Annotated in this window: 12 protein-coding genes; 10 read left to right on the top strand and 2 right to left on the bottom strand. The window is 37.8% G+C overall.

Features of this window, described 5'->3' with window-relative positions; translation table 11 throughout:
• Nucleotides 1-114 precede the first annotated feature (114 nt).
• Together AC4PG0_RS04295 and AC4PG0_RS04290 are read left to right on the top strand one after the other, a co-directional pair.
• Nucleotides 115-567 (top strand): MarR family winged helix-turn-helix transcriptional regulator, encoded by a 453-nt coding sequence (locus AC4PG0_RS04295; RefSeq protein ID WP_153648271.1) that lies wholly within the window; start codon nt 115-117, stop codon nt 565-567.
• Between the two features lie 15 nt (nt 568-582).
• Nucleotides 583-1089 carry a GNAT family N-acetyltransferase gene (locus AC4PG0_RS04290; RefSeq protein WP_003761162.1) on the top strand — a complete coding sequence of 169 codons (507 nt, stop codon included), beginning with the start codon at nt 583-585 and terminating at the stop codon, nt 1087-1089.
• Nucleotides 1090-1112: 23 nt separating this feature from the next.
• On the opposite strand, the gene AC4PG0_RS04285 is transcribed toward AC4PG0_RS04290, so the two are convergent.
• Nucleotides 1113-1526 (bottom strand): VOC family protein, encoded by a 414-nt coding sequence (locus AC4PG0_RS04285; protein WP_003771016.1) that lies wholly within the window; start codon nt 1524-1526, stop codon nt 1113-1115.
• A 224-nt stretch (nt 1527-1750) separates the two neighbouring features.
• On the opposite strand from AC4PG0_RS04285, the gene AC4PG0_RS04280 reads away from it, so the two are divergent.
• The 4 genes from AC4PG0_RS04280 to AC4PG0_RS04265 all read left to right on the top strand — a co-directional run bounded on the left by AC4PG0_RS04280 (nt 1751) and on the right by AC4PG0_RS04265 (nt 6592).
• Nucleotides 1751-4381 (top strand): cation-translocating P-type ATPase, encoded by a 2631-nt coding sequence (locus AC4PG0_RS04280; RefSeq protein ID WP_492167406.1) that lies wholly within the window; start codon nt 1751-1753, stop codon nt 4379-4381.
• 14 nt (nt 4382-4395) lie between these two features.
• Nucleotides 4396-5244 carry a hypothetical protein gene (locus tag AC4PG0_RS04275; protein WP_003761169.1) on the top strand — a complete coding sequence of 283 codons (849 nt, stop codon included), beginning with the start codon at nt 4396-4398 and terminating at the stop codon, nt 5242-5244.
• 111 nt (nt 5245-5355) lie between these two features.
• The gene (locus AC4PG0_RS04270) at nt 5356-5913 is read left to right on the top strand and encodes a GNAT family N-acetyltransferase (protein ID WP_003766021.1); all 558 of its coding nucleotides are present in this window, start codon (nt 5356-5358) and stop codon (nt 5911-5913) included.
• 16 nt (nt 5914-5929) lie between these two features.
• The gene (locus AC4PG0_RS04265; protein WP_207578436.1) at nt 5930-6592 is read left to right on the top strand and encodes an EGFR-like transmembrane domain-containing protein; all 663 of its coding nucleotides are present in this window, start codon (nt 5930-5932) and stop codon (nt 6590-6592) included.
• A 16-nt stretch (nt 6593-6608) separates the two neighbouring features.
• On the opposite strand, the gene AC4PG0_RS04260 is transcribed toward AC4PG0_RS04265, so the two are convergent.
• Nucleotides 6609-6998, bottom strand: coding sequence for a MerR family transcriptional regulator (locus AC4PG0_RS04260; protein ID WP_003761175.1), 390 nt, complete (start codon nt 6996-6998; stop codon nt 6609-6611).
• Between the two features lie 120 nt (nt 6999-7118).
• Between AC4PG0_RS04260 and AC4PG0_RS04255 the strand changes: the two genes are divergently transcribed.
• From AC4PG0_RS04255 to AC4PG0_RS04240, 4 genes are all read left to right on the top strand, one after another.
• Complete coding sequence (locus AC4PG0_RS04255; RefSeq protein ID WP_003771025.1) at nt 7119-7943, top strand: aldo/keto reductase; 825 nt, start codon at nt 7119-7121, stop codon at nt 7941-7943.
• A 110-nt stretch (nt 7944-8053) separates the two neighbouring features.
• Nucleotides 8054-9022, top strand: a complete 969-nt coding sequence (locus AC4PG0_RS04250; RefSeq protein WP_492167407.1) for a winged helix DNA-binding domain-containing protein — start codon at nt 8054-8056, stop codon at nt 9020-9022.
• 41 nt (nt 9023-9063) lie between these two features.
• Nucleotides 9064-10344 (top strand): hydroxymethylglutaryl-CoA reductase, degradative, encoded by a 1281-nt coding sequence (locus AC4PG0_RS04245; protein WP_492167408.1) that lies wholly within the window; start codon nt 9064-9066, stop codon nt 10342-10344.
• A gap of 196 nt (nt 10345-10540) precedes the next feature.
• A complete protein-coding gene (locus AC4PG0_RS04240; protein WP_045553470.1) occupies nt 10541-12175 on the top strand; it encodes a Na/Pi cotransporter family protein in 1635 nt (544 codons plus the stop codon).
• Nucleotides 12176-12319: the final 144 nt, after the last annotated feature.

Here is a 12319-nt window from a genome sequence, read left to right as displayed (position 1 = left end):
CTGATACGGCTTTTTTAGTTAGTAGAAAAATTCATTTCTGTTTCATCAATACATCCTCTATGTTATACTAATGTAAAGTTATATTGTTGCAAATGCAATAAAAGGAGATTGGCGATGAAAGATATATTAAGAGATATAGGTGTTATTGCACGTGCACTTGATTCAATAAGTAATATCGAATTTAAAGAATTAAATCTAGCAAAAGGACAATTTATTTATCTAGTTAGAATTTGCGAGAACCAAGGGATTATTCAAGAAAAACTAGTAGATATTTTAAAAATCGATCGAACCACTGCTTCGAGAGCTATTAAGAATTTGGAGAAAAACGGTTTGATTATAAAGAAACAGGATAAGAATAATAAAAAAAATAAACTATTATTCCCAACAGAGAAAGGACAGCAACTATATCCCTTAATTATCCGCGAGAATGAATACTCTAATGCAGTAGCTTTAAAAGGATTTACTGAGGCTGAAATTAATTTGCTCACCGATGCGCTCAAGAAGGTCAAAGAAAATATTGCAGATGACTGGTTATATGTCAAAAAAGGCAATAAAAGAAGTTATTAATTTGGAGGAAATGTAATGATAAAATTATGTACAATAAGTGATTCCCAAGCACTCTTAGAAGTAAGTTATAAGACATTTGATGAAACATTTAGAGCGCAAAATAAACCGGAAAACATGGATGCATATTTAAAAACAAATTTTACGGCTAAAAAATTAAGCGATGAACTAAAAAACCCACATTCCTATTTTTATTTTGTTTTTCACCAAGAAGCTATTGCTGGTTATTTAAAACTAAATATAGGAGATGCTCAAACAGAAGAAATAGCTGGGAATACAATCGAAATAGAGCGTATTTATGTATTGAAGTCATTCCAAAAAAAGGGATTAGGTAAAGAGTTATTTAATCAAGCAATAGAGATAGCGAAAGAAGTTGATGCAGAAAAAATATGGTTAGGTGTTTGGGAAAAGAATAAGAACGCTATTCAATTTTATGCAAAGCTGGGTTTTATTAAAAATGGACAACATGATTTTTTCATGGGCGATGATTGTCAAACTGATATTATTATGATAAAAGATTTATAAAAAAAGTTGAGCGCATACTAAGCTCAACTTTTTTTATCAAAATTAAGCTGCCAAAACACCCCAAACCGGTCCGTCACCTGCGCATAAGTCGAACCCCAGAATGCCACTTGCAACTCCATCTCCACTTTGCCAGTAGCACTTAAAACTTCATAGGCGTACTTAATATCATCCTCTGTTTCAAAATTAATCAGGATTGTCACCCGATTACCAATTGTAAAACCATCATAAGGCGCATCGGTAATATAAATAAATTCTTCTCCGTTTTTTGCTAAACGACTATGCATCAATCGCTCACCAAAAACGGCATCGCCATCAAAATTGTTCATCTCTTTAAAACGCTGAACGCTTGTAATCTCAGCTTGAAACACATCCGCATAAAATGTTAACGCATCTTGACCTTCTCCGTTAAAAACTAAGTATGGAACTGCAAAAGACATCTCATCATCTCCTATACAATTAATAGCTTTAGTATAAGCCTAATCTACTGCGAAGTCATGTCTCAAAATAATAAGGATTTGTGAATAAAAACAAAATACTTGCAAATAAACGTGATATATTATACAATTACACTAAGAAATCGGATATATTTAAATTAATATTTTTTTGCAATAAAATAAAGTAAGTACTTGCTTTTGGGAGTAGGTGCGTAGGAGGTAGATGTATGCTTTGGGTAAAAGAGTCAATTGAGCAACTTCTCAGCAAACTACACACGAATTTAGACACAGGGTTAACGAAAGAACAAGTGAAACAAAAACATGCAGAGTTCGGGACGAATGAATTTGAAGAGGGGAAGAAAGAATCACTTCTTCAAAAAATTGGTCACCATTTAGTTGAAATTACGACGATTGTGTTGCTTTTTGCAGCGGCGATTTCCGCTTATTTAGCAATTACAACCGGTTATGGTTGGGCGAAAGTGGTTGTTATTTTAGGAATTGTCGTGTTAAATATGGTGCTCGGCATTTACCAGGAAAACAGCGCCGAGAAAGCACTCGCGGCACTTCAAAGTATGAATGCGCATTTAACGACGGTTGTTCGTGATGGTGTGCGGATGCAAGTGGACGCAACGGAATTAGTGCCAGGGGATATTATTGAAATCGTTGCAGGAGATATGATTCCAGCAGATGCACGGATTATTTCAAGCAGCAGTTTGCAAGTCGAGGAATCTGCGTTAACTGGCGAAAGTGTTCCAGTTGAAAAAGACGCAAATGCGGTTGTTTCAGAAAAAGCACCAATTGGCGACCGTCTGAATATGCTTTACTCAGGCTGTCTTGTAACAAATGGTCGTGCAACAGCAGTTGTTGTGGAAATTGGGATGGAAACAGAGATGGGGAAAATTGCTGGACTTCTAAACAGCACCTCAAAACTGATGACACCTTTACAACTTCGCTTAAAAGAATTAGCTAAACGACTTAGTATTGTAGCACTTTTAGCAGGTATTTTAATTTTTATAATTGATGTATATGTGTACGGTGAAACGATTATTGAAACGTTGATGATCGCGATTTCTCTAGCTGTAGCAGCAGTTCCTGAGACGTTGCCAGTTATTGTTACATTAACACTTGCTTATGGGGTTCAAAATATGGTGCGGAAAAATACGATTATCCGCCGAATTCCTGCAGTAGAAACAATTGGAAATACTTCGGTTATTTGTTCTGATAAAACAGGAACATTAACGCAAAATAAAATGATTATCCAGCAAATTTGGGCAGCAGACCATGCTCCGATAAAAGCAACAGCTGAATTTGATACTGCAGAACAAAAAGTATTAGAAATGTTGAGCCTTTCCAGTAACGCGACGATTGATGTAACAGACGGCGAAGAAACCATTATTGGTGACCCAACTGAAAGCGCGATTATCCGTTTACTAGAAGAAAAAGGAACAACGAAAAAAGCATTAGAAGCCAAATATCCACGCGTGTTCGAACTTCCTTTTGACTCAGATAGAAAGTTAATGACGACGATTCACCAAGTAGAAGACGGATTTCTTTCCATTACAAAAGGTGCTTTTGACCGCATTCCGGTAAATTTTTCAGCGGAGTTTTTAAAAGAGGCGGAGCAAGTGCATGACAGTTTTGCAGAAGAGGCATTACGGGTGTTAGTTGTTGCCTATAAAAAATATCAGGAAATGCCGACAGACTTGTCTAGTGAAGCGCTTGAGACGGACTTAACGTTCGCGGGGATGGTTGGAATGATTGACCCACCAAGACCGGAAAGTAAAGCGGCTGTGTTAGCGGCGAAAAAAGCGGGTATTAAGACTGTAATGATTACTGGTGACCATATTGTAACGGCATCAGCAATTGCAAAAGAAATTGGTATTTTAACGGATGGGGACAAAGCGATTACTGGAGCGGAACTGGCAGAAATGTCAGAAGCAGATCTGGAGAAAAATATTCGAGATTATGCAGTATACGCTCGGGTTAGCCCAGAAGACAAGATTCGGATTGTCAAGGCTTGGCAGAAAAATGGTGAGATTGTAACAATGACAGGTGATGGTGTAAATGATGCGCCAGCCCTCAAAGCAGCGGATGTTGGAGCAGCAATGGGAATCACCGGAACAGATGTATCTAAAAACGCTGCAGATATGGTTATAACAGACGATAATTTTGCAACGATTGTAGATGCAGTCAAAGAGGGACGTACTGCCTATGAGAATATCCGCAAAACGATTTACTTTTTACTAAGTACAAACTTTTCACAAATTTTCATTATGTTAATTGCGATTATTCTTGGCTGGGGCGCGCCGGTTGTAGCTGTTCAGTTGCTACTAATCAACGTTGTGTCTGACGGGATTCCAGGATTCTTCCTTAGTCGTGAAAAAGCAGATGATTCGATTATGGAGCGTAAGCCAATACCGAAAAATGCAGGGATCTTTGCGAATGGACTTGGAAAGAAAATGGCGACACAAGCGGTTGTCTTTACGATTGTGACACTTGCAGGATTTTATATCGGGCAGTTTGTAACGATTAATAATTCGATTGGTGCAAGCTATGAAGTTGGAATGACAATGGCGTTCGTTATTCTAGCATGGTCATCTGTCGCGCACATTTTCAACGTAAGAAGCGATAAATCGATTTTCACTATCGGATTTTTATCAAACCGCGGCTTGTTCTTTAGTGCGATTTGTTCGATGCTGATTATTCTAGGACTTGCGATTATTCCACCGCTTGCTAATATGTTCTTCTTAGTTGAGATGAGCTTAACGCACTGGATTCTTGCATTTATCCTGTCGATGTTCCCACTTCTATTCGTTGAAATCCAAAAGCTAATTCAGCGCAAAAGAGCAAAAGCTTAAAGGAGGACAACTAAATGAATGAAACTCAAAAATTAGTAGCAGCATCTCTAGAACGTAACTTTGGAAAAGACATCGGGGCACGTTATGAAGGAAACGAAGAAGCGCAGTTGCGTGCCGAAGAAGTTATTGAGGAAATTGCTATCGTTATTGCACCACTTGTAGAAAAATTAGGAATCGAAAGTAAAACAGTGAAAAAAACGATTCCATTTTTATACGAACTTCAAAAAAATCAATTTTGTGACATGAGTGCCTATCCGTATCCGCTTCTTTTGGTCAATGGAACGAGCGCGGATACTGAAAAATATTGGCGGGATTTACCGACATATTGGACAGATGAAGCTAATAAAATCGTGCTCCCATATGTATTAGAACATATTAAAAATAATAAAGTACGCCAAAAACTATTATCTTTCCATGCATGGTTGTTAGGTGAGGTAGCCGAAATGAACACAGAACTCGGAGCTCAGTTTCGGGTGAAATTAGTTTTTGAGTCAGATATGCGCATTCGTCTTAGAATTTATGAAGTCGAGCAAATTGCCATCGAAGTTCATTTTTTAGATAATCATGATACGGAACAACAACATTTGGGCTATGATGTGAGTTTGGACGCGGAACTTGAGGTCAAAGCTAGACTATTGCTACGCCAAGGGATTTTAACAGAAAACCTAGGATTGGTAGCATTAAAAGCTTATATTCGCTCCGTTTTACCAATTGCACATAGTTTGAAAAAGCTAGAAAAATTAACGGATGAAGAGGCGAAAAAATTAACTAAGTGGTTAACGCACGAAGAACCAAAAATCATGGAAGATACAGATTTAACTAGTAAAGCACTCGATTTCTTACAAAAAGTAGCACAGCAATAAGAATAAAATGCTATTTGGAGGAAATTGATCCTAAATAGCATTTTATTTTTGCAAGTGAGATTGGTAGAATAATAAAATGATACAATGATATTAGAAAAGAGGATGTAAAAATTGATTCGACAAGCTAAAAAATCAGACGCGCCAAAAATTGCGCCACTTTTACTCGTAATATGGAAAGATATGGAGTTACCAATTTTAGAAGTAGAAACGGAAGAAGCAATTACAAATGCATTAATTGAAGCGATTCAAACCGAGGATTACCGTTATAGCTACAGACATCTTCATGTATTTGAAAAAGATGGAGATATTGCCGGAGTTTTAGCTGGCTATCCTGGGAAAATTGAACCGGAAATCGACCATGCGTGGAACGAGATTGCGAAAAAACACGGAATTACTTACGATGCGCCGATTTTTGTGGATAAAGAAACATTTCCAGGTGAATGGTATTTAGATTCAATCGTAACAAATGAAAAATACCGCGGTCACGGCGTTGGAACAGCATTACTTGCTAAATTAACAGAAATTGCTGCAAACGATGGTGAAAAAGTAGTCGGTTTAAATTGCGATAAAGGAAATCCACATGCGAAACGGTTGTATGAACGCTTAGGATTTCATGTGACTGGGGAAATTAAACTGAGCGGCCACGACTATGAACATATGCAAAAATAAGAAATGAGGCAAACCAATGAAAAAAATTATTTTCACGCTGCTACTTAGTTTAGTTTTAGTTCTCGCAGGATGCGCCAATGTAACGAATACGGTGAAAGTCGACAAAAAAGGTGAGGCAATGATTTCCTTTGACATCGATATTTCATCTGTAGCAGGAATTTTCGCATCAGGTTATTCAAATCAAGTGGAAGCTAAACTAAAAGAAGCTGGCTTTACTGTTGATAAGAAATCAAATACAAGTTATCATATCGAAAAGAAATTAGCGAAGGATGAAACGACGAAAAGCGATATGGAGCCAGAAGATTTTGGCGTGAAAATTACTAATACGAAAAGTTTCTTCACACAAAAAATCAAAGTGGATGCAAATATTGACATCGAGAAAATCTGGAAAAAAGAAGTAGCAGATGTCCCGTTTCCTAAAGAAATACTAAGTCAAATCGACTATACTTTTATTTTAGATTTACCAGTGTCGTCAATTGGTGATAATAATGCTAAGAGCGTCGATGGCGGAAAGCTCACTTGGGACGTTCCACTTGATCAAAAATCCGAAATGTATTTTGAAGTCACTGTGCCAAACGTGAAAAATATTGCGATTGTTGGTGGAATTCTACTCGTAGCGATTATTGGTTTATTGATTTATCTTATTAGAAAACATCGCAAAAAGAAAAGAATACAGTAAAAAAAGTGTGAATCAGTTAGCTAAGCTGATTCACACTTTTCTTTACGTCTTTTTCTAATTCTTCATAGCAAGCTAGTTTTTTCTCGATTTTTTTAAATGCGCGGTCCAGTTCAGCTTGCCGGCGATACATATCTTGTTGATGTTCTTTAAGTACAGCGATTCGTTCTGATACCGTTTCATCGCCACATTTAGTTAATTCAACAATTTCTTTCTGTTTCGCAAGTGGCATTCCAGTGACACGTAAACAAGTAAGTAATTCAAGCCAGTGCAGGGCATCATTATCGAAAATCCGGTTATTATTTTTATCACGTGCTAGAAATGGAATTAACCCTTCTCGTTCATAGTAGCGAATCGTATGGGCGCTTAAACCCGTGTGCTCGGAAGCTTCTTTAATTGTTTGTTGCACTAAAATCACCTCTTTTTTTCTTAATAATAGCACCTTGAAAATCGAAAAGCCAAATGTTTGCCTTTGAGTATACTCTAAGGTGTATAGTAAACGTGTTAATACTTTTAGGAGGCGGATAAATTGAACTTAAAAGATACAGTAAAACTTGCAAATGGTGTAGAAATGCCCCGTTTAGGATTTGGCGTATGGAAAGTACAAGACGGCGACGAAGCAGTAAATTCTGTTAAATGGGCAATCGAAGCTGGTTACATTAGCATTGATACAGCTGCTGCTTACAAAAATGAAGAAGGTGTTGGTCAAGCGATTAAAGAGTCTGGCGTTAAAAGAGAAGACTTATTCGTAACAACCAAACTTTGGAATGCAGAGCAAGGCTATGAATCTACTCTAGCTGCTTTTGATGAAAGCTTACGTAAACTAGAACTTGATTATGTAGACCTTTATTTAATTCACTGGCCAGTCGAAGGAAAATTCAAAGATACTTGGCGCGCTTTTGAAAAATTATATAAAGATAAACGCGTTCGAGCAATTGGCGTATGTAACTTCCACGAACATCACCTAAAAGAATTAATGGAAGATGCGGAAATCGCTCCAATGGTTAACCAAATTGAATTACATCCGCAATTAACACAAGAACCATTACGTAAATTCTGTGCTGAAAACAACATTGTAGTAGAAGCTTGGTCTCCACTTGGTAACGGTAAACTTCTTGCTAACCCAGAAATTAAAGCAATTGCTGATGCACATGGTAAATCAGTTGCACAAGTTATTCTTCGCTGGGACTTACAAATTGGCGTAGTTACTATTCCAAAATCAGTTCACCAAGAACGTATTATCCAAAATGCCGATATTTTCGACTTCGAATTAAGTGATGAAGAAGTTGCAAAAATCAGCGGATTAAATAAAGATGAAAGAACTGGCCCAGACCCAGATAATTTCAATTTCTAAAAGAAAAACGAAGAAACTGCTAATTAAAATAAAATCCCTTCCGACTTTTCATAGCGGGAGGGATTTTTGCTATGTTTTTATGCTACAATAAACTAAAAAAAGAGGTTACTATGGAGCGAAAAACGATTATTCAAAAGCGGTTCATAAACCAAAGATTAGCTGAGACTACATGGCTTTCGTCCCCTGAAGAAGTAGTGTTTCATTTTGGTGCGATGCAGTCTCAAAATTATGGTCAATCACTTTGGGCAGTTGGAAGTAGATTAATTACTCCAAATGAGCAAACTGTAAAACAAGCGATTGATGAAGGTGAAATTATCCGAACGTGGCTTTTGCGAGGAACAATTCATCTTTTTTCGGCACGTGATTATCACTGGTTGATGGATTTAATTGCCCCGAGGATAGATAAAATTTGTAAGCCATATCGAACTAAATTAGGTTTAACAGAAGACATTCTAAGTAAATCTACGGAGGTTGTAAAAACACTTGTAGCAGAGCATGCGATAACGCGAAAAGACTTAGCTCTGAACTTAGCGAAACATGATTTACCTAGCAGCGGCATCCCGTTTGCGCAGTTATTGGTCTACTTAAGCTCGCGGAAAATTATTTGCTCTGGCGCGGATGAAACCTTTCGAAACACAATTCATATTCCAGCTCCTGAGTACACTTATACCCGAGAAGAAGCGTTGAAAGAATTGGCAAAGCGCTACATACAAAGCCACGCGCCAGCTACTTTAAAAGACTTTTGCTTTTGGTCTGGATTGACCGTTACCGATGCAAAAATAGCTTTAGAAGATTTCAATAAAGAAGGCGACTTTTATTTATCCAATACAATTGAGAAAAGTAGTCCAGTACACACGGTTCCACTTGCAGGTTTTGACGAGTGGATTATCGGATACATTGACCGCTCCATCGTTTTACCAGAAGAGTGGCATGAAGCAATTATAACGAAGAATGGGATTTTTAGACCAGCAATTATTTCAGCCGGCCAAGTCGTGGATAAATGGGAAAAACCTAAGAAAAAAACGGAACTAACTGGGGATTACTGGAACCGTTACATCCAGTTTCGGAATATGCTATAGTCAAGTAAGTGCAGAAAATTTAATTTGAGGTGATTAAGGCAATGAAAGCTTTTGATAAATTTTATAAAAAAACTTTAGAAGAACGTCGTGCGGTTTTAGCCGAATATGCTGATTTAAATGATGAAGAACAAGCCTTTTTAGCTTCCACAGGGGCTCTTTCTCTTGATAAAGCAAACCACATGATTGAAAATACGGTTGGCATATACTCGCTTCCGCTCGGGCTAGGAATGAATATGCTTTTAAATGAAAAAAATTATATTGTTCCAATGGCAATGGAGGAGCCTTCTGTCGTTGCTGCTCAAAGCTCAGGAGCGAAATTAATCGCGCAAAACGGTGGTATGAAAGGCACTGCGACTGACCGGAAAATGATCGGTCAAATTGAATTAATTAACGTGCCAGATGTCCAATCTGCGGAAGAAGAAGTGCTTGCTAACCGAGAAAAACTCATTGCTATTGCTAATGACGCCCATCCATCTTTACAAAAAAGAGGCGGCGGGGCTGTGGATTTACAGCTACGTACCGCTAAAACTGCGAGCGAAGAAACTTTATTTATCGTTCATTTACTTGTTGATACCCAAGAAGCAATGGGAGCCAATATGGTAAATACAATGGTAGAAACGTTAGCGCCAGAATTAGAGCTTTTAACGGGTGGAACGGCAAATATGCGAATTTTATCCAATTTAGTAGATGAAGCAACCGCAACGGTGACTTGTCGACTTTCCCCTCTAAGTTTAGCGACAAAAACGCAAAGTGGCGAGTGGGTACGTGATCGAATTATTGCCGCTTATGAATTTGCAGATGCTGATATTTACCGAGCAGCCACGCACAACAAAGGAATTATGAATGGTATCGATGCAGTTATTATGGCTTTTGGAAATGATTGGCGTGCAGTAGAAGCTGCTAGTCATGCCTATGCTGCCCGTACAGGAAGCTATAAGCCCATGTCTAAGTGGTCCAAAGATCAAGATGGATATTTAGTTGGCGAATTAACTTTACCAATGCCAGTCGCCTTTGTAGGAGGTTCTATCGGGATTCATCCGATCGCCAGCCTTTCGAAAAAAATTGCACGAGTAGAATCGGCGAAAGAACTAGCTATGTTAGTATGCGCAGTTGGCTTAACGCAAAATTTAGCCGCTTTAAAGGCACTCGTTACGGAAGGCATCCAGCGTGGACATATGTCGTTACAAGCAAAATCACTGGCAATGACAGCGGGAGCAGAAGCAAATGAAATCGAAAAAGTAGCCAAGTTTTTACAAGAAAGCAAACAAATGAATGTTATGGCAGCGAAAGCATATATCGCTACTTTACGATCTGAAAAATAAAAGTCTATGTAAACGACCTTTACAAAAACTTAACAATACATTCGGAACGCGTTAAAGCCTTTATTTTCAACGAGTTACATTCTTTTTAATAGAACTTCCTTTACAAAATGAAAAAAATCTATTTACCTCGCTTTTACTTTCTTTTATGATGAAAAAAGAGTGAAATTACAAGATTACAAACAAAAAGGAGATTTTCATGGGAGACATAAATATTCAGCAGATGATTTTTCAATTTATTGGAGGACTTGGAATTTTTCTTTTCGGTATAAAATATATGGGGGACGGGCTGCAAATGGCAGCTGGGGATAGACTCCGTGATATTTTAGATAAGTACACGACGAATCCTTTTATGGGTGTACTTGCCGGAATTTTAGTTACTGTATTAATTCAAAGTAGCTCAGGTACAACTGTTTTGACGGTCGGGTTAGTAAGTGCCGGGTTTATGACCTTAAAACAAGCAATTGGTGTTATCATGGGGGCGAACATTGGAACAACCGTAACCGCCTTTATTATTGGTATTAAGTTATCCGAGTATTCTTTACCAATAATTGCTGTAGGAGCAGTACTTTTATTCTTCTTTAAAAATCATAAAGTAAAAAATATTGGACAAGTATTCTTTGGATTTGGTGCGTTATTTTATGGACTGGATTTGATGGGGCAAGGGATGAAACCTCTTGCTGGAATGGAATCTTTCCATGAATTAACTGCTCAAATGAGTACAAATCCATTCTTAGGTTTGTTAATCGGAACGATCTTTACCGCGGTAGTGCAGTCTTCAAGTGCGACTATCGGGATATTACAAGAGCTATATGGGCAAGGTGCAATTGACCTTCAAGCCGCATTACCAGTTTTATTTGGAGATAATATTGGTACAACGATCACAGCGGTTCTTGCTGCCATTGGAGCTAGTGTTGCAGCTAAACGTGCAGCAGCGACTCATGTTATTTTCAACTTATTAGGCGCAATTATATTCATGTTGATTTTACCACTTTTCACATCGCTCGTAGCTTATATGCAAGGTTTATTTGGACTAAATCCAGAAATGACCATTGCGGTTGCTCACGGAACGTTTAATGTGACAAATACATTTATTCAATTCTGGTTTATTGGGGCCTTTGCTTGGCTAGTAACAAAACTCATACCAGGAGACGATTCGCGCATTGATTATAAAGTGAAACATCTAGATACAAACTTAATCGATCAGTCACCAGGGATTGCACTTGAAATGGCACGCGAGGAAACACTTCGCATGGCAGATTATGCCAAATTAGGCCTACAAGAAGCAAAAGAATATCTCGTTAACCAGGAACCAAAACATGCCGAGTCAACTGTTCAGGTTGAAGAAGCAGTGAATAATTTAGACCGAAAAATCACCGAATACTTAACTAAAATTTCTTCGGTTGCTTTAACAAACAATGAAACAGAAGAACATGCGCTGATGCTTGATACCGTTCGTGATATTGAACGGGTGGGCGATCACATGGAGAACATCGTAGAAAATATCGACCAACTGATTAAAAACAAAGCGAAAATGTCTGAAGAAGCATCCACGCAGCTAATCGAAATGTTTGAACTGACAACATCCAATTTCGAACGAGCAGTAAAAGCAATGCATAAAAAAGACCGAGCACTTGCTGAAGAAACTATTTTGGTTGAAAAAGATATTGATAAAGCAGAACGTAGATTACGTAAAAGCCATATCCGTCGCTTAAATGAAGGCAAATGCCAAGTCGTTAGCGGAATTTTATATATCGATATTGTAAGTGATTTAGAACGAATTGGTGACCATGCAAATAACATTGCAGAGTCTGTTTTAGAATTAAACGAATAATAATCAAAAGAAATTAGCTATCGTTTTAGCTAGTTTCTTTTTTTGTTAAAAATCTACACTTTTTCTAGTCCTTGTGAAGCATTGAGTATAAGCGAATAGTGGTGTAGAATAAGAATGATTATAAAACTAGAATGACTGGAAGTG

Source organism: Listeria sp. MAN/IMW/UF464 (assembly GCF_058683955.1).
The sequence above is the reverse complement of the archived record's forward strand: the minus strand, read 5'-3'. Positions and strand labels throughout refer to the sequence as shown.

What these genes read in the sequence shown, in the direction of transcription:
- AC4PG0_RS04295 (WP_153648271.1), top strand. Translation starts at nt 115, where the DNA reads ATGAAAGATATATTAAGAGATATAGGTGTTATTGCACGTGCACTTGAT.
- AC4PG0_RS04290 (WP_003761162.1), top strand. Translation starts at nt 583, where the DNA reads ATGATAAAATTATGTACAATAAGTGATTCCCAAGCACTCTTAGAAGTA.
- AC4PG0_RS04285 (WP_003771016.1), bottom strand. Translation starts at nt 1,526, where the DNA reads ATGTCTTTTGCAGTTCCATACTTAGTTTTTAACGGAGAAGGTCAAGAT.
- AC4PG0_RS04280 (WP_492167406.1), top strand. Translation starts at nt 1,751, where the DNA reads ATGCTTTGGGTAAAAGAGTCAATTGAGCAACTTCTCAGCAAACTACAC.
- AC4PG0_RS04275 (WP_003761169.1), top strand. Translation starts at nt 4,396, where the DNA reads ATGAATGAAACTCAAAAATTAGTAGCAGCATCTCTAGAACGTAACTTT.
- AC4PG0_RS04265 (WP_207578436.1), top strand. Translation starts at nt 5,930, where the DNA reads ATGAAAAAAATTATTTTCACGCTGCTACTTAGTTTAGTTTTAGTTCTC.
- AC4PG0_RS04250 (WP_492167407.1), top strand. Translation starts at nt 8,054, where the DNA reads ATGGAGCGAAAAACGATTATTCAAAAGCGGTTCATAAACCAAAGATTA.
- AC4PG0_RS04245 (WP_492167408.1), top strand. Translation starts at nt 9,064, where the DNA reads ATGAAAGCTTTTGATAAATTTTATAAAAAAACTTTAGAAGAACGTCGT.
- AC4PG0_RS04240 (WP_045553470.1), top strand. Translation starts at nt 10,541, where the DNA reads ATGGGAGACATAAATATTCAGCAGATGATTTTTCAATTTATTGGAGGA.